The sequence below is a fragment of the Noviherbaspirillum album genome (assembly GCF_035916955.1).
GTDB lineage: Bacteria > Pseudomonadota > Gammaproteobacteria > Burkholderiales > Burkholderiaceae_D > Noviherbaspirillum > Noviherbaspirillum album.
The window spans coordinates 76,665-97,943 of the sequence record NZ_JAWIIV010000011.1 but is presented as its reverse complement, the minus strand read 5'-3'; the positions used below and the strand labels follow the sequence as shown (position 1 = coordinate 97,943).

General features: G+C 52.4%; 26 protein-coding genes. 1 reads left to right on the top strand and 25 read right to left on the bottom strand.

Annotated features, from left to right (window positions below; genetic code table 11):
- Window positions 1-76: 76 nt before the first annotated feature.
- The 9 genes from RY831_RS14835 to RY831_RS14795 all read right to left on the bottom strand — a co-directional run bounded on the left by RY831_RS14835 (window position 77) and on the right by RY831_RS14795 (window position 6,103).
- A complete protein-coding gene (locus RY831_RS14835) occupies window positions 77-475 on the bottom strand; it encodes a hypothetical protein (RefSeq protein ID WP_326507144.1) in 399 nt (132 codons plus the stop codon).
- Window positions 476-1,472: 997 nt separating this feature from the next.
- Complete coding sequence (locus tag RY831_RS14830; protein ID WP_326507143.1) at window positions 1,473-1,886, bottom strand: hypothetical protein; 414 nt, start codon at window positions 1,884-1,886, stop codon at window positions 1,473-1,475.
- 122 nt (window positions 1,887-2,008) lie between these two features.
- Entirely contained in the window at window positions 2,009-2,551 is a 543-nt protein-coding gene (locus RY831_RS14825; protein ID WP_326507142.1) for a hypothetical protein, read from the bottom strand.
- Window positions 2,541-2,975: a hypothetical protein gene (locus RY831_RS14820; RefSeq protein ID WP_326507141.1), complete on the bottom strand. Its 435-nt coding sequence runs from the start codon at window positions 2,973-2,975 to the stop codon at window positions 2,541-2,543. Before RY831_RS14820 ends, RY831_RS14825 begins: the two co-directional genes overlap by 11 nt.
- A gap of 189 nt (window positions 2,976-3,164) precedes the next feature.
- Complete coding sequence (locus RY831_RS14815) at window positions 3,165-3,575, bottom strand: hypothetical protein (protein ID WP_326507140.1); 411 nt, start codon at window positions 3,573-3,575, stop codon at window positions 3,165-3,167.
- Window positions 3,576-3,646: 71 nt separating this feature from the next.
- Window positions 3,647-3,967 carry a hypothetical protein gene (locus RY831_RS14810; protein WP_326507139.1) on the bottom strand — a complete coding sequence of 107 codons (321 nt, stop codon included), beginning with the start codon at window positions 3,965-3,967 and terminating at the stop codon, window positions 3,647-3,649.
- A 149-nt stretch (window positions 3,968-4,116) separates the two neighbouring features.
- Entirely contained in the window at window positions 4,117-4,359 is a 243-nt protein-coding gene (locus tag RY831_RS14805; RefSeq protein ID WP_326507138.1) for a hypothetical protein, read from the bottom strand.
- Window positions 4,360-4,530: 171 nt separating this feature from the next.
- Window positions 4,531-5,889 carry a phosphoadenosine phosphosulfate reductase domain-containing protein gene (locus RY831_RS14800; RefSeq protein WP_326507137.1) on the bottom strand — a complete coding sequence of 453 codons (1,359 nt, stop codon included), beginning with the start codon at window positions 5,887-5,889 and terminating at the stop codon, window positions 4,531-4,533.
- Window positions 5,876-6,103: a hypothetical protein gene (locus tag RY831_RS14795; protein ID WP_326507136.1), complete on the bottom strand. Its 228-nt coding sequence runs from the start codon at window positions 6,101-6,103 to the stop codon at window positions 5,876-5,878. The genes RY831_RS14800 and RY831_RS14795 overlap by 14 nt, the downstream gene beginning before the upstream one ends.
- A 339-nt stretch (window positions 6,104-6,442) precedes the next feature.
- On the opposite strand from RY831_RS14795, the gene RY831_RS14790 reads away from it, so the two are divergent.
- Window positions 6,443-6,631, top strand: a complete 189-nt coding sequence (locus RY831_RS14790; RefSeq protein ID WP_326507135.1) for a hypothetical protein — start codon at window positions 6,443-6,445, stop codon at window positions 6,629-6,631.
- Window positions 6,632-7,201: 570 nt separating this feature from the next.
- Here RY831_RS14790 and RY831_RS14785 read toward each other — a convergent pair.
- The 16 genes from RY831_RS14785 to RY831_RS14715 form a co-directional block, all read right to left on the bottom strand.
- Entirely contained in the window at window positions 7,202-8,959 is a 1,758-nt protein-coding gene (locus RY831_RS14785; RefSeq protein ID WP_326507134.1) for a DUF4942 domain-containing protein, read from the bottom strand.
- A gap of 226 nt (window positions 8,960-9,185) precedes the next feature.
- Entirely contained in the window at window positions 9,186-9,686 is a 501-nt protein-coding gene (locus tag RY831_RS14780; RefSeq protein WP_326507133.1) for a hypothetical protein, read from the bottom strand.
- A gap of 92 nt (window positions 9,687-9,778) precedes the next feature.
- Complete coding sequence (locus RY831_RS14775; protein WP_326507132.1) at window positions 9,779-10,096, bottom strand: hypothetical protein; 318 nt, start codon at window positions 10,094-10,096, stop codon at window positions 9,779-9,781.
- A gap of 281 nt (window positions 10,097-10,377) precedes the next feature.
- Complete coding sequence (locus tag RY831_RS14770; protein WP_326507131.1) at window positions 10,378-10,626, bottom strand: hypothetical protein; 249 nt, start codon at window positions 10,624-10,626, stop codon at window positions 10,378-10,380.
- Between the two features lie 260 nt (window positions 10,627-10,886).
- On the bottom strand, window positions 10,887-11,090 hold the full coding sequence (locus RY831_RS14765) for a hypothetical protein (RefSeq protein ID WP_326507130.1): 204 nt from the start codon (window positions 11,088-11,090) through the stop codon (window positions 10,887-10,889).
- Window positions 11,091-11,097: 7 nt separating this feature from the next.
- On the bottom strand, window positions 11,098-13,074 hold the full coding sequence (locus tag RY831_RS14760; protein WP_326507129.1) for a tail fiber domain-containing protein: 1,977 nt from the start codon (window positions 13,072-13,074) through the stop codon (window positions 11,098-11,100).
- Window positions 13,075-13,121: 47 nt separating this feature from the next.
- The gene (locus tag RY831_RS14755; protein WP_326507128.1) at window positions 13,122-13,637 is read right to left on the bottom strand and encodes a hypothetical protein; all 516 of its coding nucleotides are present in this window, start codon (window positions 13,635-13,637) and stop codon (window positions 13,122-13,124) included.
- Complete coding sequence (locus RY831_RS33245; RefSeq protein WP_367576094.1) at window positions 13,634-14,077, bottom strand: bacteriohemerythrin; 444 nt, start codon at window positions 14,075-14,077, stop codon at window positions 13,634-13,636. The genes RY831_RS14755 and RY831_RS33245 overlap by 4 nt, the downstream gene beginning before the upstream one ends.
- A gap of 70 nt (window positions 14,078-14,147) precedes the next feature.
- On the bottom strand, window positions 14,148-14,807 hold the full coding sequence (locus RY831_RS14750; RefSeq protein WP_326507127.1) for a hypothetical protein: 660 nt from the start codon (window positions 14,805-14,807) through the stop codon (window positions 14,148-14,150).
- 158 nt (window positions 14,808-14,965) lie between these two features.
- Window positions 14,966-15,595: a hypothetical protein gene (locus tag RY831_RS14745; RefSeq protein ID WP_326507126.1), complete on the bottom strand. Its 630-nt coding sequence runs from the start codon at window positions 15,593-15,595 to the stop codon at window positions 14,966-14,968.
- Between the two features lie 90 nt (window positions 15,596-15,685).
- Window positions 15,686-16,267: a hypothetical protein gene (locus RY831_RS14740; RefSeq protein WP_326507125.1), complete on the bottom strand. Its 582-nt coding sequence runs from the start codon at window positions 16,265-16,267 to the stop codon at window positions 15,686-15,688.
- A 106-nt stretch (window positions 16,268-16,373) separates the two neighbouring features.
- Entirely contained in the window at window positions 16,374-16,904 is a 531-nt protein-coding gene (locus tag RY831_RS14735) for a hypothetical protein (protein WP_326507124.1), read from the bottom strand.
- A 798-nt stretch (window positions 16,905-17,702) separates the two neighbouring features.
- The gene (locus RY831_RS14730) at window positions 17,703-18,524 is read right to left on the bottom strand and encodes a peptidyl-prolyl cis-trans isomerase (protein ID WP_326507123.1); all 822 of its coding nucleotides are present in this window, start codon (window positions 18,522-18,524) and stop codon (window positions 17,703-17,705) included.
- A gap of 12 nt (window positions 18,525-18,536) precedes the next feature.
- Entirely contained in the window at window positions 18,537-19,127 is a 591-nt protein-coding gene (locus RY831_RS14725; protein WP_326507122.1) for a hypothetical protein, read from the bottom strand.
- An 11-nt stretch (window positions 19,128-19,138) separates the two neighbouring features.
- Window positions 19,139-20,014: a hypothetical protein gene (locus RY831_RS14720; protein ID WP_326507121.1), complete on the bottom strand. Its 876-nt coding sequence runs from the start codon at window positions 20,012-20,014 to the stop codon at window positions 19,139-19,141.
- Between the two features lie 14 nt (window positions 20,015-20,028).
- Window positions 20,029-21,279 (bottom strand): type II secretion system F family protein, encoded by a 1,251-nt coding sequence (locus RY831_RS14715; RefSeq protein ID WP_326507120.1) that lies wholly within the window; start codon window positions 21,277-21,279, stop codon window positions 20,029-20,031.

Genomic DNA, 21,279 nt, shown 5'->3' with positions numbered 1-21,279 from the left:
GCCCGACCGCAATCCAAAGATCGTATAAAACGACAAAGCCGGAAATCCTTCTAGAGAAGGAAATCCGGCTTGAATACTAGTTATGACTGAGATGGCGCCGCTGGCGGCGACACCGCAAGGCATGCAAGACCGCTTCCCGCGCGCCGCCAATCCGAGCTATTGCTTCGTTTCCCATCCAGTACGATCCTGTTGTCATCATACCGGCCAGCAGATCCTCTGCTTCCTGAAAGGACAGACAGCATCCCGTTCGCAGTTCCTCCAGCAGTCGCGGGTAATGGCGGGCGATCTCCTCTCGGTTCATGAACAGACGGCAATCTTTCATTTGCTTGCGTTGCAGAATTCCTCTCTGGTCGTTGGACGGCCCCCGGCGTAACAGGACATCATTGCCTTCGGTATCGATGACTTGCCAGAAAACGTGCCGGAACACGATGGTCCGACCTTTTAGGGATGCTACTGGAGTATGTATAAGCCTCATGACGTTCTCTCTTTTGAGTGGTAGGCAGCCCACGTTGGAATGCCTGGTATCAGAGAGATGAACAACAAGCGCTTAGAGAAAGGCATGTCGGATTCGACAATAGCTGCAACTTCACTACCTGATAATTAGGACTCGTCCTAAGCTTCTGTGGGTTTGTGCAACGCCAGCTATGCCATTGAGGGTGACTTACACGGTAAGAGTGGGAATCTCAGAGGAATCGGGCGGCTCTCAGAGGACTTCGTAGCCAACATCGATATGCCAGGGCCATTCACTATTTGGCCACATTGCCAGAGTCCGCTTTATACCAACTATCCATTCATAAGATTGTTGGCGTATTCTCGGTGAGTGATTTGGACGACCTCACAACTACGCGCGTCATCCAGTTTTGCTCGATCTTCCCTATTGAACAAAACACCTCCTGTAATCGAACGGATCGTAGTTCGACAAACAATTGTTCCTGAGCCTTCTAAGCGCTCGCAGGTTGATTCCAATGAACCAACGGCACTAGGCACCACATAACATCCTTCAGCCACTTTTATCATCTGCATAATTTCCCCTTACTGAATCACACGGTGACGTGAACTCACTATCGAGCGATCCACAGTCATTTCAGGATCGAACACTTATTTGCACGTTGCAGATGCAACCTATTTCGCCTTATTACGATAAAGGATCACACTCTCTAGACCGAGAATATCTAATATCTTTTTACCTGGTTCACGTCGCCCATTCATTACATCGCTGAGATACGCGGTCGACACCTTGTGTTCGAAACACCACGCTGCTTGACTACCGCTATCCACAACAGACTTTTGCAACAAGGATCGAACCGCATTGAGATCGAGAAGTTTGTGTGATTCTACTGTCATATACGCAGATTAGCGAATCAGCGTATGAACGTCAAGGTGCAGACTTGGTCTATGCTGTCTCCGTTGAATGGCAGCTGCTACGGGAATGAAAAACCCCGGAACGACGTCCGGGGGTAATGAAGTTCATGTCAAAGAAGTGGCTGAGGCGGCTGTACAGTTGCGCCGATGCGTGATGCGGCGCCCTCGAAAGGCGATGTACCGTTCAGTATGGACGGGTTCTTCGCACGGATACGACTGGGCGTAAACCGTCCGGACCATATGTATCCCCGTTCTTGCACTTCCCGCCGAACTCGCAGCTTGTTGGACTCCTTGCCTTTCTCCTGATGCAGACGGCAATGCGTCTTCTCCACTTCGAGCAAGAAGCAGATATCGGCCTGCGCCATTTGTAGCTTTTCTTCCAGCCGACGGCGCAACCCTATCTGCCTTCCTAGAATTGCTGCCGACACGGCCGCGATCGACGTGGCGATCACCGCACCTAATGCTTGGATAAGGGCGGCCTGGACAGCTGGGTCGGTCCACTGCACCGAATCAAATACGAACATATGTCATTCCTTTCGCTCTGGTGCCGGGTCATTCCGGCGTTACCGTGTCTCCAGATATGTGCGACAGGCGCCGGTAATCGCGAAAGGCAAAGCCCCCGGTCATCGACCGAGGGCTCCATACTTCAGATTTTGGGTGGCACGACTCGAAGGCGTGCCTTTCTTACTCTTTGGGACAGATTTGCGTCAGCGTATCGCCGTATAAAGGCAGATGCTCCTCCGACCTCGCCGTCTTTTGCGGCCGCGCCCTTTGGCTTATTTGCGGCATATAGAGCGAGGACTTCGGATAGCCAGGCCATATAAGGCTCATTGCTTTTGAGTTCTGCAGGATTCTCGACAGTATCCAGAAATGCCTGATAACGAGGGTTTTCTACGATGCCGGCAACAAAGTCGTCATGCATCCGCTTCCGCATGGCTTGCAACTCTTGCATGCATACTTCGGCTGCAGCTGAATGCTCCTTTTTAGCCGCCTCCAATTCCGCCCACCATTCCATTGCCCATTCGACGGCGTCGCTGCGCCCGTATTCTGCCGCGACGATACGTCGTGCGAACATTTCGTACCGAAAGGCCGTCATCGCCGGCGCCATTTTTTTCAAGTCCGCAAATAGCGCGGCTGATATGTCTTCCGATATTCCCTCCGTGGGGACTTCCGCCAGTTCAGCTGTCATGACGTCGTGCTCCGGCCGTCGCCATTATTGGTGAGTAAAATTCACTTGCCGAGCGCCAGACTAATGCGGCGATTTTGATGTCACGACGTGCCGCCGCAATTGCTTCGACCTGGGTGCAGGTCGGATCGATCATGCCTTCGCCAACAAGCACGCGAATAAATCTGGCCTTCTGCCGTAAGATGGCGAGCCCTTCAGAGAGGCGGTGTTGGACGGTAGGAGAGGTGAGGACCATAAGCTCCATATCGATGCGGTCAGAAAAAGTCATCCGGTGAAACAGTTCCGGAATGGCCGCATCATCTGCCGACGTATCGTCTTGCTTTGCCGTTGTTACCTCGAACGCGTCGCTCCTCCAATCCACCTTGATACCGATGCAATTATGGTCTTGTGGAGCTGAACGAGCAGCGTTTTCAATAAGGTGCTTCATATGGGTATTTTCCGTGTAATGCCCTCTATCGACAACCCTTGACGGATCATCCGAGGTCGTTGTTTGTAACCAAATGCCAGAAACGGCACTGTCCTTGTGTCGTTGATATGACGAACACTGGACAACAAGAAAAAAACGTCCTCCGGTGTAGAGGACGTCTGAGCACACATTCAGATGCGGGCGAGTTGATCAGAGAAAGACCGGTGCGTCAACGGTCCCTGCGCAGAGAAATCTTGCGTTGAACATTGCAAGGGAGTATGCATCCCATAGCCGCAACCCGTATCCCTTATCAAGACGCTGACTTTGATCGGCATCGGGCATCGGGTTAACGACCGTTGTACCGTTGAATTGGAAAACAACGGCATCAACGCCTTCACGGTGCATGATTGACCACTCATACCGTGGGTACCGGGACACCATCGTAGTTAAAATGCTGACCGCAGCAGTTGGCGGGGCTTCCTGGACCTGCAGTGCTGTTCGCTGCGGTCTCGCGCCGGCCATTGAAATAGCCAAAACAATAGCGATAGAAGTGATGAGCAATCCGCATGCTACAAGCATAGGGTCAAAACCGGCTCGCGCAGCTTCGTATAGTGTGTACATCTGTGGTCCTTACAATAGATAGGGTTGATCTAGAACGTTCCGTCTCGGGGAGACCGGGTAATGACTGCAACTCAGACAAGAGCGCAAGCAGCTTCAAGCAGGTTCCTTTTCATGGCCACGTGATCGCCGTTCATACGCATGGCCTGGAAGCGACCGCCACTACCCATCACCTCCCCAACTCGCTTGGGAAATGGTTGATGTTCAACAGACCTAATCACCCATCGAGCATTCGCTACATCCTCCGCATAGAGGTTGGGGGCAATCTTTCTACCGGCAAAAATGCCGCAGATGGTTACACCTTCTTCTTCGGTGTCATGGATGCCATTGGCATCTACTGCGGCGCCTGGGGCTGCCTTACCTACGTTGAGTACATCCGTCGTTTGGGGTTTCATGGGCTTTCCTGTTGAATGAATGGGGGTGGAATGAGCCGGCCTTTGTTAGGAAGGCGGTCTTGTCGGAAATGAGATGGCCCACACAGAAAAAGAAAAATCCCGCTGGTCAAAGACGCAGCGGGATTTGAGAGAGTTATACCGAGTACCTGTCAGTGACGGGTGACACGGCAGCCTTCATGACGGATCGTGGTATAGATCTCAGCCATGAGGGAAATGTTTTTCTGACCTGTGATAAGGCACGTTGATTCTTCGGTCCAGACGCAAAGTGCGCCGTCTTGGATAGCCTCCTCCTTCATACCTTTCAGATGGGAGAGGGTTGCCTTGGTGCCGCCGGTAACGACGCCGTAGCAAATTGCCTGCGGTACTGCTGCGAAAACCTGAGTAGTCGACATGGTGTTCTCCTGAGAAGGGAAGCGGAAGAAGCCGCCTTGAGAAAAAAATCGTCCATTGCGGTAGACGTTGACTTTGTAATATCGGTATGGCGAACACGGTTTTATAAACAGCGCCATGGAGAGAATGGGCCACCAGTTGCGATAGCCTTCATGTCGGCGTTTCTGGCACTGCTATAGATGGCACATTGGACAAGGCAGGAGAGCGAGCTCCTCTGCCTCTGAAACCACAGGTTCCTCTTCGGATGCTGTGTACCATTGTGAAACCGCTACATGCCCTACTTCGTGCTTGATCTTGGTCAAGCCGTTGCGGCTGCCCTCAACCCATTCCTCCTGGACGGTGCACGGCCGCGCTCGTTTCGACGCCTCTTGACGCATCCCTTCAGCATGCAGAGCACGTGTTGCATAGCTAACGATATGCTGCACCTGCCGATATGAACTGCCTTGTTGCCAGGTATATCCTTTTTCCTTTGGCGGCTCGGGATCGAAGACCTCGTCAGACAGCTCAATGTAGTAGATGGCGAAGCGCACTTTGGACCTGACTTCCTCCGGTGACAGGCCATAAACCTCCCCGGTCGACAGGAGATGACGATATCGATCATCCAATTGCTGAGAGATGCCGGCCAGCGTTGGAGAGTAGGAGACAACACGTTGATGCCATATGAATTCGTCGTTCGATAGCCATCCATCCATGAAGAACTCAGCGCCAACGAAAATTCCCTTCTCACCGAATAGAGAAGGCATCGCCTTTTTTGGACGCCGGCCAGTTATCTGGCCTGAAGCTGGCATCGGCAGGGTGAGCCAGTTAGAACTAATGCCAGAATCCGCATGGAGCGGAATGGCAGTCGGATGGCGGCTGGCGTCAGCCGGCGCAAGCTTCTCGTACTTCATGCCTTTGACGAATTCAACTGGCTTTTCCTGCAGCATTCCAACAATCTCGCTGCGCCGTTGAAACGGACATACCGTGCAGCCAGAACGCGATCTGACCCGATATAGCTTCGGGATGCCGATCGTGCGGTCCAGTACCGAGAAAATATCCTCCCGGCGCATGCCCATATCGATGAAGGGCATGACAGTCTCCACCTCGTCGATCGTAAAGGCTAGCCTACCCGACTCATCTGCCCTGATTCCGACGAACATCCATTTTTGACGCCCTTCATACTGTTTGATCCATTTTGAGAATGTGACCAATTTCAACTCCCTCGTGCACCACCTTGCTTGAGGGCTCGGTAAATAACCGTTGTAGTGGTCTATCAGCTCAAATAGCCCCCTATCGGGCGCGACACGCGTAATTTCCCTGCCAAGGTACCGTTCCAGCTTATTGAGCGTCTCATAGATCGAGGGGTCATCAGCCAATGTGTCTGTGAAGACCATTTCGAACCGGTGATTCGGGAACAATGCGTGCATCAAGATGGCAAGTGCGCTTGAATCGGCACCACCGGAAACTGGCAGCAGATAGACATCGGCGGAAGGATCACCAGGTAGGTCGTAGAGCGCACCCTTATGAAATGACAATACCTCACTCATGTCCATGGATGGCCTCCACAAAAACTGCCTTGCCGACAGGTACTGCTTCCTTTACGTCATAGCATGCGGCAGGTTCTGTATACCACTTGCCGTCGACGAGCAATGTGATGCTCACGTCACCGGAGGTGAATGGTATGGCAAGTGGAACCGGGAGACCTGCTTGGATCAAACGCCTGTTGATAGTGACATTGCGGCGAGAAACCGCAAATTGTTGGGACATAGCTTTTCCTCCGTTTAGTTGACGGCATCAGTTAGCCGATGCTTTGCAGAAGGAAATGACTAACATTTGCGAGGAAGGGAAAACAAAAGGCCTCAGGGCTACTTAGGCGCAAGGTTGCAGGAGAAGGGCATAGGCAGACCCGCACCGTTGGCGTACGGTCAACACCAGAGGCGTGGCACAACATCGCCCGATTTGGAACGACGAACTCCACACTTGATCTCAATAGGTACGGGTTCGGCCAGATGGATCAAACAAGAATACTGCGTGCGTTTTGGAACTGTGAAATATCCGGATGCGGCTGAGTCATCCTAGCTAGTACAACCTTGATGGAAGGAAACCATGAATTCAGATAGAAACGAGAAGGCCAAAACAGGCTACGACCCAACAGAGTCCGGTGTTCCAGACGAAATCGGCAAATCACACCAATTTGATCCTGCAAAACGAGCCCTAAGCCCTGACGAAAAGCGGCGCGCCGATGATGTCTTAGGACGATTTGAGAAGGGCAACGACGAACAGCAAGATAAGTAAGGGCGCGTGCGGATTCGTACACGGAACAATGTTGACCCTTATTGCTTGCAGCGTGCCAACCAAGGGGGTAAAGAAAATGCCCGGCGCCTCCTAGAGTGGCGCCGGGCAAGGCAGCTTTGTATTACGTTTTTGGCAAGTACTTTCTCCTGACCGCTACGTCGTCCGTCGATACGAACCAGCTATCAACGAACCACTGCGGGATTTCAGACGGCGTGAGTGCAATGCCGAAGGCTTTGAGCTGTAACCACGCCTGCGAACCAAGGCCCCTCTTCTCCCCATAGTGTCGGCAGGCCTCCTCGTCGCATGCAGCAGCATATCTTGCTCTGTCACGTGCGTATGCAAGCCGTAGCGGCACTGTTAGGTTGAACCAAAGCTGTAGCTTTGCCCAGCAAATTATCCGTGCCTCTCTTATCCGTACGATCAGACCTTTGTGCTTCTCATGTGCATCGTGTAACAAGAATACTCCTCTCGAAAAAATGGTCGACGAGCCCGCAAAGCAGGTCTATACATCAAAAGAAGCCCACCTCAAAGAGGTGGGCTGACCGATTCATTCCGACACTGCTACCTAAATCACAGTGAGGCAGCCTCTAACAGAAGCGTCGTTTGCATTGGCGGATTGTGGCCGATGAGTGAATCGACCTCAATGCCATTTCGCTTTAACACTGCAACGCAGGCCTCGCCGACCAGTTCCATGGCGCTCTGTACCTGCACATCATCATGATGATTTGGCCTTGCGATATAGTCGAGCGGATCCGAGTGGACGTTCCCGAAGTTCCGACCACGAGCTCTCACTGCCACCTCTTTGCGAAGTTCCTTATCGAATCGCTCCGCCTGGTCAAATTGAAGCCAAAAGCTTTCGCTCACCCGGGTAGACTCAGGCGGCAACCATTGGCGCTGCCGTCCGACCAAACGGTTAAGGCGGTCAATCAATTCCTTACTCTTCGGGTAGAAGTGAATGGTACCGGCGCCAGCATAGAACCGCACATCAAAGTAAGAGCTCGATGCCCTGCCCCCACTACGAAGGAAATGGAAATCTCGACGAAAGACAGTTGTAAGGCCAACTTCTGGCTCTACTTTTCCATCAAGCATCGCGAATACCTTGTCAAAGTCCTGCAGCAGGCGTTCAGACTCCCCAGACAGACTGTTGTGATAGCTCTCCCTTCCGTGGCCTGGAAGAATAACCCGTGTGGTTTTCAAACGCATGCCACAAGTCCGATGTCTGTCATTTGACCTCCAGCCCTTATAAAATACCGCATTGTCGCTATGGTAACGAGTGAATAAGTCGAAGATATCGCAGACCATTTCCATCTGTATTTCACCGCGTTTCTCAACGAGGCCACAAAGGAAACCGTAGACATTTCGAAGGGAGAACTCCAACTTCTTGATCTCGTCGAATTCACTTTCCAGTCGCTTCTGAGCAGCAGAAGACAGACGCGTGGTCACGTTCGTAGACCGCAGCAAGCCAGCCCAAGCCCTATCCTTCAACTTTGAATAGCGCTTGGCAACCTCTGTCTGTACCCATTCAACCGAGGTGTCCTTCGCCGTACAACCACCGGCCTCACGTACCGCTAAGGTCTCACCAAGCATGGTTGTGTAGTAAGAAGATCTGGCTTCAGCAAAAACACAGTCTTGCATAGCCTTGACCGCTGCATTGAACGTTAACACCATATTCTCCAGCGTGGATTCTGGCAACGCAGGCAACGCATCCTGCCGATACCCTTCTGCCAACCTAGCATCAGTAGTGCTGTCCTGCCGTAACTCCTCAATGAGAGTACCAAAGACATCGGCCTTCACGTTGGCACACTTGCGAAGGTAAACCAGCGCTATTTCGACCTCTGCTTCCCTTACAACGTCAGGCCCGATGAATGCATCTTCGATGAACTCCACTTCTCCGCACTCCTCGATCAACCGCGCTAACCGCTTTCGCTCGGCGGAGAACGGGTTGCGTATCGTTTCCGCATTTATGATGGCCACGATCTCCCCGTCCCAGAGCACATCCCACGCCTTGCAGACGTGTTTCGCTCCCTCTGCAAATGGCGGGTTCATGATGCAATGGGAATATATTGCACCACTACCGAACTCAAGGAAATCGACGCCCACAACATTGAGGTCCTTCTCCCGAAGCACCGGATGCTTCGTCGCATCAAGTTCGCAGCAATCGATAGTTGGCCGCCGGCGGTGGTAGTAGTCCGCAAGTGACTCTACCGCCACTGCTAACTCGCCTGTCCCAGCTTGCGGCTCTAGGACCCGCACGAAGTTACGGTTCTTAAATTTCTGCCAAGCTCGCAGGGCAAGAGCAGCAGGGGTCGGATAGTATTGAAAGTCCATGTCATTTCTCTCCTCTTAGTCCTATGTGGCCTTCCAGATCAATCTGGTGTGCCGACAACGACGATATTGATCAATGAGCCAATGAAAGGCCCGATGTTGAATCCGGATCAGGTCCGGGAATCATTGCGAGAGGAGATGAAACACATGAGCAATGATTCTGCTCGCCACTATGCAGGTAAGGAAAATGCCCCGGACATCGTCCGAGGCACATTACGTTAGAAAAGCCCTACGCGAGCGCGTACTTTTTGGCGATCGCCTGTTGTTCTGTTGCGAACTCGGCGAAGTCGATCTTTCCCGAGTTTAGCCTTGTGATAAGGTCTGACGACTCGATGCCGGCCGCCCATTGACGCGTTTCGGAAAGCCGATCCAATGCACCGATGTCCTTAACTCGGTAGCCACTCCGGACCATATCCTCCACTGCGGCTACGAGGTCATTGTGAGTAAAGTGGCCAGAAAACCCTCGCGAATCAAAATATTGCACCCGGAATCGGCCTGGTTCACTGGCGTCGGGAAGCACAAAAGCCCAGCGTTCGCCGTCAGACTGTCGGAACTCAATCCCGACTGGGTTTCCGGCATATTCCCCCATGATCTGACTAAAAGGGTTATCGCAGGATTCAGCCGTCTCATACAGATGGCGGACAAAAGGATCTGGATCCTCCTTACCGAGCGGGTAGCGATCGATCAGATGCAGCATGTGTTTCGTGTGATATGTGGCCTGTTCATTCATACCGTTCTCCTTGTTTGTGGGAAATGACCGACCCTTGCGTAAGCCTGTCGTATCGGTATGAAGAACATCTGTTCAGATTTAAGCCGCTGCTGTCACCTATTGAAACAGTATTTGAGGTTCCCGTGCTCGTCCGGCTCTCCGCAACCTGGTGCAGCGACTGGCAAGAACAGCCCGCTCCCGAGGCTGGACTGGGTGAGCGCCCTTTCTCCTTCGGCTTTCGCTGACTCGAGCGTACGAACTGCATCTTTGGCTGCTTGGATTGATCCTGCACCCGTTGAAAGCATCGTATTTGCACCTGATATCACTTGCTGAATGAACCCGACTTCCGGTTTTTCGTTTGTTGGCACGTCATCTGAAGAGAAGTATTGAAAACCCACATAACCGGCCAATAGCATTAGTATTAATTTCATGATTAGTCTCTTTGAGTCGATACAGTGCGATCTAGCAATGGGAACGGCAAATTATCATTAAATGTTCATCATTTCTCAGGTCCTTATGAAAATCGCTGTTGCAACTTTCAGAGATTTGCTGTTTAATAAAGCCATCGAGTGATCATTCACTCAAACAGTTTCCTGTCTCCTGAGAAGAGGGAAAAGGTGCTGCGGTTCGAAAGGATTCAGCACCGACATTGCGACCACGAAGCCCACCTCCGGTGGGCTTTTTGGTATCTGCGGTACGAATTAATCAGCTGTTATGCGACCCGATACAGCAATCTTTTTTTCTCCATCATCTGTTGGGTCGACGTGATATCGACAGGATCGCCCTTTTCCAAACCTAGAGCCTGTTCAAGACGATCGACATCCCGCTGCATGGACCGCAGTTGAAGTTCATATGCAAGAAGAATCTCGCTTCCTGATGCCGTAGCATGTGCAAGCAGATTCGCTGCGGTATCCCGTGCGCGGATCGCCTGAGCCAATTGAAGCTGTAGGTCGGTTTCCATGTTCACAGAACTCCGAAGTCAGGTTAATGGATGCGACGCACACGCCGGTCCAAAAGATGATCGCTTTCTTCAAGCCCCAGCGAGCCGGCCAATCGCAAATAAAGATGGAACAAGCCGTCAATGCGTACTACGGCATCAGCAACACTGCCTCACCCATTCGAGGTAGCTTGCGGTCCAGCGCATCTAAGGATCGAACGTAGCTTTTGCATGTGGCAATAGTACCACACGTTAAGGTACTGGATACGTATCGTTTAGATACTCTATATATCTTTCGTGTATAGAAGACCTGGATCAAGGTACGCCTCGTTGCTTGACAGGCCCATGTTTTCTTTCTTGCGATCGACTTGAGTAGCTAGTCCGCGATACTCGTATCGCTGCCCGAGAATCAGCACATAATCATATATTGGACGGTCAAGATAAAAGCCGATGACACGCCCCTTATGAAAGCCGTCGAGATCGTCCATTACGCAGTCAGCTCACGCGCATCCAAACCGCATTTACCTGCTTATCGAGAGTGGTAAACCCTACCGCACTGCCGTTTGAAAGAATCGAAATGCCATTCGCACGAACGATCGACACAACGACTTTGCGTCGGATAACCGCCACAGTGGCATAAGCGCTGGAGCCCCCATCACCCATGATGGTGACAATATACTGGCCATCATCAGAGGCCGAGAACAGAGATCGGAAATCACCATTTCCACCATCTGTTGTCTTGCTCCCAGAGTTAATCACATCGCCGCGAATAGATCCCGCTTCAATTGAGCCTGCGGTAAGTTTGCTCACTCGCGCATTCTCCGCTTCAAGGGAAGCCACTTTGGCTTCATGAGCTTCTATACGCCTCGCGATGACTTCATTTGCTTGAAAGGTCTTGATATCGACTGTTAGCACGCTCGGATCACGGAGGTGGAGGTGCTTGAGCAGGCCCTGCTGTTCCTTTATTCCTTCTACAAGCAGAGGAACAACCTGGGAATATTGCACCATCTTGTAACCTTCCGCGTCCGTCCTAACCACCTCTGGAAGGATGCCCTCAATTTGCTGTGCAATGAATCCTATCTGCCGGCCAGCCTCGAAGTTTTTATGAGCATACTTTACGCGGTCGAACTCGTAATAAACTCCCTCCATCGCCAAGATCTTACCAAGCGCGTTATTGACCCCTGACACATTTGTCTTGTAACGCGCATCCGACGCATTCGCAAACGCGGATGTGCCGCCGGAGGTTCCAGCGACGAACAATTTGTAGCTTGGATGGGCTGTTGCCTGACCAATCACGACTGAGTCTTCAGGCCTGCCAAGGACCACCGTATTGACAGAGCTGACCGTCGCACCGGCGCCTAAGGCAGTCATAAAGGCTGATGGGGTCGCAAAGCTGAGGCCCGATGCCTTCGTGTTCGCGCCAACCAAAGTGATTGCGCCCGAGTTCGCCGTTGCAATCTCCGCAGCTGGCGCAGCGTTGTAGCCAACAAATACCGAGTTGGAAAACGCAGCACCTCCGCTCACGCCAGCGAATCCGGCGTATGCGCCGATCGCCGTGTTATTCGTTCCTTCGCGAAGGCCACCGAGGGTGTACATGCCAAGTCCTGCGTTATAGCCGCCAGATCGAAGGTTTCCGGCCGCACCCCAGCCGACCGCAGTATCGCCGACTGAATCAATTTGATCTCTCAGAGACAGCACGCCGACCGCGGTTGTCCGAGTCCCATTCGCACCGGGCCGACCACTTTCGAAGATGCCGATGTTGTCCACGCCAGATTGAAAAAATGGTGCTGAGACATTGCGCCACTCCCCTGACGAACTGGACCAGCGCCATAAGGAATTGTCGCTTCCTACAAGCCTGATTTCGCCATCCTTTGCACCTTCCGGACTAAGAGCGCCTAACGCCTCAATGTCGCCAACCGGGTCGCCCCAATAGATTGTTCCGCCTACGCCTTGGCGGATCTGCGCAGAATTGAAAACGACCGCGAAGTCGTCACCCTTCGGAACTGCAGTACCGGCGAGATCCGCGCAGGTAGTCTGGTACTGACCGTCCAGACCTGACGACAGGACGGCGATCACCGGTTTGCTAAGGGAATTTGTGCCCGCTATCCGACCGACACTTACGACTTGATTGCCATTATCCCAAGAGCAATACCCCAGTTTTGTACGATATCCGTCAGACTTCGGCGCCATGCTGGAATCAGGGATGGTTCCCCCGCCAAGAGGGCCTCCCTGTCCTACCACCATAGCTGGCGCTTCCGGATACCCATCCCCGTCTTCATCGCGGGTTTCAGCTACCAGGCTTGCTAATGCCTGCTTCACTGATAATTCCTGCGTCGATCGACGAGAAAGGTCGGCGGCCGTCTTGAGAGCACCAATACTGCTGCCATTAGTCACAGCATGTGAAACAGGCATAGCAATGGCCATTACACCCACGAACGCCACCAGGACAGCTGGAAATTTGATAGAGGACATTGAGATGTAGTTGTTATCTTGTTATCGTTAATTACTTGCCAGCGTCTCTAGCTTGCTATCGCTATAGTCAGGGTGGCGCCATTGACTGAAGCTTGTGCGCCGATTCGTTCTGCTACCAGAACAAGTAGGTCACGGTGAAGCTGCGAGGTGTCTGTAACCGCTGCTATCTGCAGACGCGCACTTACTGAATCGTTGACGAAATGCCACTCAGTGAAGCCGGGGATTGGTCCAGGCTGTAGAACCCTGTTTTCACCCGACCATAGAGAAGCGCTTGCCGCCTCACCAGGGCAATGCAGCTCAGATAGTGAAGTTGGCGCGGTCGCAGCTGGATATTGAATACGATATCCGGTGCCGTTATCCCCATTGGGAAACATTACCCTACAGGCAATTAAGCGACCTACGATGTCATCTTTCTGTGCAAGTATGGCATCCTTGCTTTCTTGAAAATACTGAACGTCGCCGGCAGATCGAGCGATATGCCATGCAGCTGCTGAAGCGGCTGTCAATACTGCGATGAAGAATAAGGCGACTCCCGTACCAAAGCCGCGCTGATAGCGCTTCATATGGCCGTCAAAGGCGAGTGGGTCACCATGTACGGGCGATATAATGCGTCAACCCCTTGTATGTGCTGAATCAGCCAAGATGTTACCTCTGCATGGATTCTCCTTGCAGTACGTATCAAATGGGCATGGTTGTGGCCAGCACCGAGGGACCGCTTCCAAGCATGTACGTATGACCTTACCTGATCGTGAATGGTAATGTGGCATTCAAGTTCAGGATAATCACAGGCTCCTAGCAATTTTTCCTCTACGTCTAGCGCATGCGATAGCGTTGAGAATAATTGGCTGAACTGTCCGACAATACTCTCAGCATCATCCCGATGCACAGTGCTCTCTATGACCGCCAGAAGATCGAACACGTCTTTGTTGAGGCCATCAAGAGCGGGATGACCCACCGATATCTCAGAGCTCCATGGCAGCGAAGTTAGGTCAGTGCTTAGCATAGCGCCTCATAGGTGAATGCGGCATGTTCCCTAAAGGGAACTGCTTGTACGCAATAATAGACTGTTCCATTTACAGATAGGTGAAGTAAAAGTTTGGACCAGATCCATCCGTGGACCTCATACATCCTTCGCGCCATGCGAACGGTTTAGAAGATGTAAAAGTACCAGATCGAATCTGTCCGACGTTCTCACCTACTATGGGGATAACGATACTCCCCACCCTTTTAAGGGAGATTGGTATTTCAGCTTCGCTGCCATATGCATAATATGCATGGACGAAATCAGGTAATGCACCATGAAGCAGAAAGTTTATGAGCGCACACCCAGAATCGGTGATATTTACTGCCATTGCGATCGCAACACGCTCTCCCCTTGCAGTGACCCGCACATTGCCGCTGACAGTCCAACTCTGCAGCACGGTACCTTTCAGCAATTCCTTGGGGGCGTACTGCGCCAAAGCGTAATTATCAGGAGTACTGAAAAATGTGTCGTCCGGCAGCACTTTCCCATCGGCCGAGAAGCAGTGATATCCGTTCTTTAGGCTTACCCCCTGCTTGAGTAGAATCCCAACGAGAGCGCGTGCCTGTTCTGGAGAGGCATCCTGAGTGGAACCTCTTACTATATAAGTAAGCGCGCTACCGATCCCGACCATCAACAGAATAACAAATAGGACCGCCACCCCCCCAAACCCAGCCTGCCGTGGATTAACAGATATCGCTCGCAGTATCATGAGCTCGCCCCGCCTTGTAAGAAGTCGGCGGCATCAAAGTCATGCTCCATACCGTTGTTCATTCCTTTGAATGAGGCGAGGTAAGAGCCGCACTGGGACCTTGGAAAAGTCCAGTGCATTAGCTGCGACCTCACCTCTTCGATACATCAGTTACCGCATCAAGCTTCGTTCAACGCAACAAAGTAGAAGAACTTCGAATCAGTCGTCTTGTAGCAGCCAGCGGCCCAGTTGCCAACACCAGGGGTAACAACAGAACCGCCAGTTGCCAGCGCAGATGCTGCGAGACCGGACGCTGGGATGGATGCTGCAGTGCTATATGTCGATCCGTAGGCTGTTTGGTTGACGCTGATGCATGCGGCTTCAGTAATGCCTGCCACCATAGCCACGCCGTCACCAGCAGCCGTTCCTACAGCTGGCAGGCTAAGGTTCTTGTTCCATGTCCAGACGCCGTCTGCACCACCCGCCATCACCGCACCTGGTGCCTTTTGCTGAAGCGCATATTTCTTGGACGGTTCAAACAGACCTGTCCCAGCAGTGGAGTCGAAAGTCATCGTGTCAACAGAACCGCCGTTTGCCGCATAGAGGTTGTAGCCAAGACGCATATCGGCACCTTGCTTATGGAGTACGCCAGCAAACGCCTTAGCAGTCTCAGCTGCCGAATTACCAGATGTATCGCGATTTGCATATACAAGTGCGCTGCCGATGCCGACGATCAGCGCAATCATAAACAGTGCAGCAGTTGCGCCAAAACCCTTCTGACGGTTACGAGCGTGGAGTTGCTTTTTCATTCTACTTCCTTCTTTGATTAAGTTATGTTGGCCCAAAACTCTTTCGGGCAGCGGGGTAAGACAACTGCAGAAACCCTAGACCTGCAAGGTCTAAGCTTCCTCAAGTACTGCGAAAAAAACGTTCAGCGTGTCCGCCATCTTGATGCATCCAATATCCCATCCACTTTTACCTGGAGTAACAGCTTGGCCTCCTGCATCCATGAACATGGTCCACATATCGGCGGTTGGTATTGATGCCGTCGTACCAAATCCGGCACCATGCAGAGTCGTGTTAATGGCAACGCACGCGCTATCAGTTAGTTGTTCGACCCAAAGGACCTTGTCGCCGGCAGAGGTACCTATACCGGGCATGTTGATCCCATAGTGATTGAATCGCCACGATGTGCTTCCCCATAATGCGAGCGATGGATGAGGGGGATTCACCTTACTAGCCCACATCTTCATGAATAAAGTTGGGTCACCGCCACCACTAACGAAGCGTGTGAAATACGAACGAAAGTCACTTGCCTGCTTCAGGAAAACCCCGACATAGCCCTTCGTAGTTTCCCGACTCGCATTTCCTGCGGAGTCTCGATTGGCGTACATTACCGCTGCGCCAATTCCCACCACAAGTGCGATCATAAACAGCGCCGCAGTTGCGCCAAAGCCTCTCTGCTTACTATGTACGTCCATTACTTCGAATATCTCCCTTCTTACTCGCGTCAGAGGCCAGGATGAGAACCTTGGTTGGTTATTCACGCGGCCTGCTTACCTAAGGAAACCAGATTGCCTTACGCGACTAGTTATCCTGTACTACGGCATAGAAAACATATGCGTTGTCGGTCGACTCTAAACAGCCGATGTCCCATCCGCTGACGCCCGGTGTAATCGTCTGTCCCTGTCTACCGAAATCCCAGACTCCGATTCCCGCCGCGGGGGTAGATGCAGCCGTCTTGTATGCTTGCCCGTGAAGCATCGTATTGATTGTTGTGCAGGCGTCCTCTGTGAGGTTCTCAAAGAATACAGCCCTTTCTCCAGCGCTTGTGCCAATACCAGGAAGAACCAAGGGATGGTAGGTAAACTGCCATTCTGCCCATCCGTTGGTTGTTAGCGCCTTGTGTGGCGTGGCCATGTTTGGGCCGAAATCACTCAAGAACTCCTCCGGTTCCCCGCCATTAGCGATAAACCTCAGATATCGTGAGCGAAGGTCGCCTGCCTGTTTCAATGTCGCGCCAACGTATGCTTTCGTTGCCTCCTTAGATGCATTGCCCGATACGTCCCTGTTTGCGTAAACAAGCGCACTTCCGATTCCGACTATTAGGGCAACCATGAATAGCGCCGCAGTCGCTCCGAACCCACCTACTCTTCGTAACCGCATTCCCATATTTCCCATCTCTGACCTCCCTTTCTTTTTGATTCTTAGCTTCGCCTTAGTGCCGCTTGAGCATCATTGGCGATCGTTAGGCACTGTGAAGCACAACGTAGAAAACGTTTCTGGAATCAGTGGTCCTTACGCACCCGATATCCCATCCATTCACATCCGGCGTTATCGCTTCGGGAGACAGATGAAAGGCAACCCATGCTTTCCCCGCTGTAGGAATGGAATTGATAGTGGCGTAGGAAGAGCCATGGGCACTACTATTTGCTGCGGCGCACGCGCTATCAGTGAGGTCAGATACGAATGCAATCTGATCTGCCGCCGTCGTTGCAACGCCGGGTATAACCATGGCACTGTTATAGTGCCACTCAGCTGTGCCCAACTTAACGAGAGTACCTGGCGCCTTCTGTATTACTGCATACTGCTTTGCAGGTGCGAATAGCCCAGTGGCGGCATTATCGTCCCATGTCATGCCCTCAAGGCTTGCTTGACCATTTGCAAAAAGGTACCTGTTAGCCGCTGACCGGAGATCACTTGCTTGCCTCATGAGAACGCCAACTAATGCGCGTTCTGCCTCAATTTTCGCATTCCCTGAAGTATCCCGATTCGCATACACAAGCGCGCTTCCGATCCCTACCACCAATGCGATCATAAACAGCGCTGCGGTTGCACCAAAGCCCCTCTGCCTGTTATTCCCTGTCAAGTGCATGTGTATTCCCTGTCGATGTTATATGTGCTGCAATGGCAGCTTCAGGATTGGCTGATTTCCACTCGTACTTCTGACCTACGTTGCTTCAACTCTTCACTCAGCCGTCTGGATACGAGAATCGTCCTGATCTCTTCTCTTACCGATTCAAGAGGCGGCCGGTGCACCGCTTTTACATCTTCTACATATATGACCACTACGCCTTCGCGAGTCACCAGAGGAGGGAGCAGTTGACCAGATTGGAGGCCCGCCAGCTTTGCGCCCAATCCGTAAGGCACTTGGTCCGCTTTTATGTAACGGCGACCATCTCGCTCTACGACCTCATAGCGTGCGAGATGGTGCTTCTCCTTGCGAACAGCGCCCTCGTAGGCTTCCTGTGCTTCTCTTGCGTCCTGGGTGATGAAGAATTTCAACCGGTACTCTGTGAAATCGTCGTCCATCACGCGGGCGTCATAGAACTGCTTTATCTCCTCCTCGGTGATCGCACGGGAGAGTTCTGTCGATCTTCCTTTGATGAAGACTGATGCCAGCACATCGGCTTTTACGTTAGCAAGCGCAGACAATGCTTGCTCCGTGTACATTGCCTCAGCCAAGCTGGCTGCGACCGCCCTGTTGATTGCGCGATCGACGGCCACAGCGCGATCCACGCCGGCCGAGAGAAAGGGACTAAGGTCGGTTTCCACTATCTCCTGACCATCGACAACTGCCACGACATTACGTTTTTGCGGGAGGCGTAGAAGCTCTGCACTGGTTGCGTCCGCAACGCTCTTCGTCAGCACGCCAGCAAATGCATAGGCTGAACATGCAACTATGATCCCAGCTGAGCAGGCTAACGCTACTTTCCGGTTCCTTATCCATTCAGTCATTGCGTCGCTCACTTACTCTGACCGGCTCTGTGGTTGCGTCGATGACCCATCGAGTCTGATGCGCTGCGTATACCCCTTTATCTCAATGGAAGCTACGGCGTTCGCTTGTTCACACTTTTTAAGACATATTTTTGCGGCCGACCAGGCGACGCCCTTCCCCGTTGAATTCAATGTCGAGACGGCATAGGTCCACTCTGGGAGCAGTGTCGCGTTGTCAATCCAGATCTGAATGACGTTGCGGCCGTTCGGAAGGTCAATATGCACTGCCGTATTTAGCCTCCGTAAGACCTCCGCGACACCGGTCAGCTCAGATTGTGAAAGCGGGATCTGCTCAATAAGGGGACCGCGGCGTTCCAGTTCACGGGTCTTGACTTGCTCTGTCAGCGCAGAAATCAGCTCGCTCGTTCTGCCGAATGCCATCAACACGACAATAATTCCGACCACGAGAAGAACGGGCGCGGCCGGCGCGAAGAACCTGTACGCCTGCATCAGGAACGGAACAACATGGTTGCTTGGCTGCGCAATAGCACCACCTAAGCGCATCTGGACAAAAGATGCACGAGTTCGCTCCAGCGCCAGATTTTCATCCTTGTCGATCTTCATGTGTTGCTCCCCTATGCGCCCGTACCGCTTTTCTTGATGGCGGCCTTTCTGATTTGAATGAGGTTCTCATCTACTCTGTCGGACGTTACGCCGGGCCCCAGTGCTTCGATGTAATCTTTCGTCACCCAAGCTGGCATCGATAGTACGAACTGCTCCTTCCCATCCTTGACGTCGTATTCATCAATCCATCCGCCTGCACGAACCACCACGGCAGACACCTTCTGCAGTTGAGCCATCTGTGTCGACAGTGGCGACACAAAGTCGATTTGGGACACGGCGTCGTTCAGTGAAAGTAGGTGCGCCTGACTGGATTTGTCGGCACGTGCATTAACGTACGAAAGAGATACCGAAGCAGCGAAGTAGACGGTGAGTCCAGCAGCAATCGACCATGCGCTATATTTCGATACCTTGTTAGATATTCCGTCGGCAAGCCGGCGATATGCCCCGGTTATTGACTCCATCTTGTATGGTAGGAAGGCGCTGACGTCGTGTATGGCCTTGCCGGCCTCTGCACGTAGCCATTCCTCCATAATGTCATGGTCGTTTGACAATAGTCTCAGTTCCCCGACCTTCATCTCCACCGCAACGGTGATATTTGGGAGCTTCAAAACATAGATGCCTTCGCCCTTGTGGTCCGGATGGGATGGCAACACAGCTGCTAAGGCCGTGGAGAATTCTGGAAGGGAGGCAAATGCCTTAGACGGTGCAGCAAAATAGTAGACAAGCCCGTTCTTCGCATCCACGCAGGTTAGAAGGTGAACGTTGTCAGTTCCAAGCGTACCTTGCACGGACAGCAATACTGACTTATCAACATTGCCGCTGTGCAGAGGAATACTGCCGGCCATCATGACGCCGTACACGCGCTCAACATGTGTGAGATTAAACACGTAGCTCTCCGCCCCTATGAAGATGTCAGGGATGTCATCATCCCTTTGTTTTGTACGATAGCCACGAACAGGGCGATCATGACCGCCACTGCTGCATATGCCATGGTTCCGATGAGACTGATGACCTGAATACGCTTGGCGGCACGTTCTGCGAAGTCGGAGCGTCTTTCCACCACCGTCTCCAGTGCCTCTGCGAGATCTTCCCTGCTATGTACCGCCTTGATGATTGTGGTTTCAGAAGGGTCCAACGGCGCGTTTACCATCGCAATGGACAGAGAATCGCCATCGTCAAGCCGACGGCCCGCGCCGCGCCAGAAGTCGACGATCCTTGGAATCCAGGACGCTTTCTCTGTGATCGCCAATGCGGGTTTGAGCGGCACGCCGCCGCGTATAAGCGAAACCGCCACGCGTGCGGAATTTGCTAATCCGCTATGCAACATCAGATCGCTTACGTGGGGAATCTTCAAGACGATGTCATCGATCTTCTTCTTGAAATGTTCATTTCCGCTTACGTAGACTGCGACGCATCCCATCACGGCCGCAATACCGACAAGCGAGACGAAAAGCATAGTGTCATTGACTGCGTATGCCAGATTGAGGCCGTCTTTGACGGCCTGTGTCTTATCGCCGGACTGCATCTCTTCCATCTGCTTTTCGATCATTGGCAGAACAGTGCTTCTATTACCGATCAGAGAAAGAATGGAGAAAATTACTTCTACCGCGGTCCATGTGGCCGTAGTCAAAATCACCTTCAGGGTAGATGCTCTGGCCTTGTAATACTGGACCGCCGTGTTGATTGCTTCGGCCATTTTTCCGGTGCGTTCACCGGCTTCCATAATGGCGAGTGTCGTACGGTCGAAGAAGCCGAGTGCTTGCATGGCCTCCAGGAAGCTGCCGCCGCTATCGAGGAGGCTGTACGCCAGATTCAGGCGCTGGCGCAGTGGGCCAGTCTCCCCATCTACGACATGGCGTAGTGCCACGCTGGCACTCATGCCGCCCTTGACGTTCGTGTAGATGGCGCGTAGGTATTGTTGCTTCTGATCTCTAGAAACCGGATTGAGAAAAGAAAGGCCAGGTCGAATCACCTTGAGATCCAAGGGAATGCCGCCGCGGCGTTGTACCTCTTCTACGACTTGCCGTTCGGTACTTGCGACGATAATGGCCCTGTGTCTGAAGTATTTTGACGCGACCTTGTCCCTTACTGCCTCGTGGTCCGACGCAAATGGGAGAAGATACGATGCTTCATAATTTCGCAAGCCACTCAT

What these genes read in the sequence shown, in the direction of transcription:
- RY831_RS14800 (WP_326507137.1), bottom strand. Translation starts at nt 5,889, where the DNA reads ATGGACATGAGTGAGGTATTGTCATTTCATAAGGGTGCGCTCTACGAC.
- RY831_RS14835 (WP_326507144.1), bottom strand. Translation starts at nt 475, where the DNA reads ATGAGGCTTATACATACTCCAGTAGCATCCCTAAAAGGTCGGACCATC.
- RY831_RS14735 (WP_326507124.1), bottom strand. Translation starts at nt 16,904, where the DNA reads ATGGTTGCCCTAATAGTCGGAATCGGAAGTGCGCTTGTTTACGCAAAC.
- RY831_RS14810 (WP_326507139.1), bottom strand. Translation starts at nt 3,967, where the DNA reads ATGAAACCCCAAACGACGGATGTACTCAACGTAGGTAAGGCAGCCCCA.
- RY831_RS14770 (WP_326507131.1), bottom strand. Translation starts at nt 10,626, where the DNA reads ATGGAAACCGACCTACAGCTTCAATTGGCTCAGGCGATCCGCGCACGG.
- RY831_RS14745 (WP_326507126.1), bottom strand. Translation starts at nt 15,595, where the DNA reads ATGAAAAAGCAACTCCACGCTCGTAACCGTCAGAAGGGTTTTGGCGCA.
- RY831_RS14755 (WP_326507128.1), bottom strand. Translation starts at nt 13,637, where the DNA reads ATGAAGCGCTATCAGCGCGGCTTTGGTACGGGAGTCGCCTTATTCTTC.
- RY831_RS14815 (WP_326507140.1), bottom strand. Translation starts at nt 3,575, where the DNA reads ATGTACACACTATACGAAGCTGCGCGAGCCGGTTTTGACCCTATGCTT.
- RY831_RS14750 (WP_326507127.1), bottom strand. Translation starts at nt 14,807, where the DNA reads ATGATACTGCGAGCGATATCTGTTAATCCACGGCAGGCTGGGTTTGGG.
- RY831_RS14820 (WP_326507141.1), bottom strand. Translation starts at nt 2,975, where the DNA reads ATGAAGCACCTTATTGAAAACGCTGCTCGTTCAGCTCCACAAGACCAT.
- RY831_RS14790 (WP_326507135.1), top strand. Translation starts at nt 6,443, where the DNA reads ATGAATTCAGATAGAAACGAGAAGGCCAAAACAGGCTACGACCCAACA.
- RY831_RS14725 (WP_326507122.1), bottom strand. Translation starts at nt 19,127, where the DNA reads ATGAAGATCGACAAGGATGAAAATCTGGCGCTGGAGCGAACTCGTGCA.
- RY831_RS14765 (WP_326507130.1), bottom strand. Translation starts at nt 11,090, where the DNA reads ATGGACGATCTCGACGGCTTTCATAAGGGGCGTGTCATCGGCTTTTAT.
- RY831_RS14805 (WP_326507138.1), bottom strand. Translation starts at nt 4,359, where the DNA reads ATGTCGACTACTCAGGTTTTCGCAGCAGTACCGCAGGCAATTTGCTAC.
- RY831_RS14825 (WP_326507142.1), bottom strand. Translation starts at nt 2,551, where the DNA reads ATGACAGCTGAACTGGCGGAAGTCCCCACGGAGGGAATATCGGAAGAC.
- RY831_RS14715 (WP_326507120.1), bottom strand. Translation starts at nt 21,279, where the DNA reads ATGAGTGGCTTGCGAAATTATGAAGCATCGTATCTTCTCCCATTTGCG.
- RY831_RS14740 (WP_326507125.1), bottom strand. Translation starts at nt 16,267, where the DNA reads ATGGACGTACATAGTAAGCAGAGAGGCTTTGGCGCAACTGCGGCGCTG.
- RY831_RS14775 (WP_326507132.1), bottom strand. Translation starts at nt 10,096, where the DNA reads ATGAAATTAATACTAATGCTATTGGCCGGTTATGTGGGTTTTCAATAC.
- RY831_RS33245 (WP_367576094.1), bottom strand. Translation starts at nt 14,077, where the DNA reads ATGCTAAGCACTGACCTAACTTCGCTGCCATGGAGCTCTGAGATATCG.
- RY831_RS14760 (WP_326507129.1), bottom strand. Translation starts at nt 13,074, where the DNA reads ATGTCCTCTATCAAATTTCCAGCTGTCCTGGTGGCGTTCGTGGGTGTA.
- RY831_RS14785 (WP_326507134.1), bottom strand. Translation starts at nt 8,959, where the DNA reads ATGGACTTTCAATACTATCCGACCCCTGCTGCTCTTGCCCTGCGAGCT.
- RY831_RS14780 (WP_326507133.1), bottom strand. Translation starts at nt 9,686, where the DNA reads ATGAATGAACAGGCCACATATCACACGAAACACATGCTGCATCTGATC.
- RY831_RS14730 (WP_326507123.1), bottom strand. Translation starts at nt 18,524, where the DNA reads ATGACTGAATGGATAAGGAACCGGAAAGTAGCGTTAGCCTGCTCAGCT.
- RY831_RS14830 (WP_326507143.1), bottom strand. Translation starts at nt 1,886, where the DNA reads ATGTTCGTATTTGATTCGGTGCAGTGGACCGACCCAGCTGTCCAGGCC.
- RY831_RS14795 (WP_326507136.1), bottom strand. Translation starts at nt 6,103, where the DNA reads ATGTCCCAACAATTTGCGGTTTCTCGCCGCAATGTCACTATCAACAGG.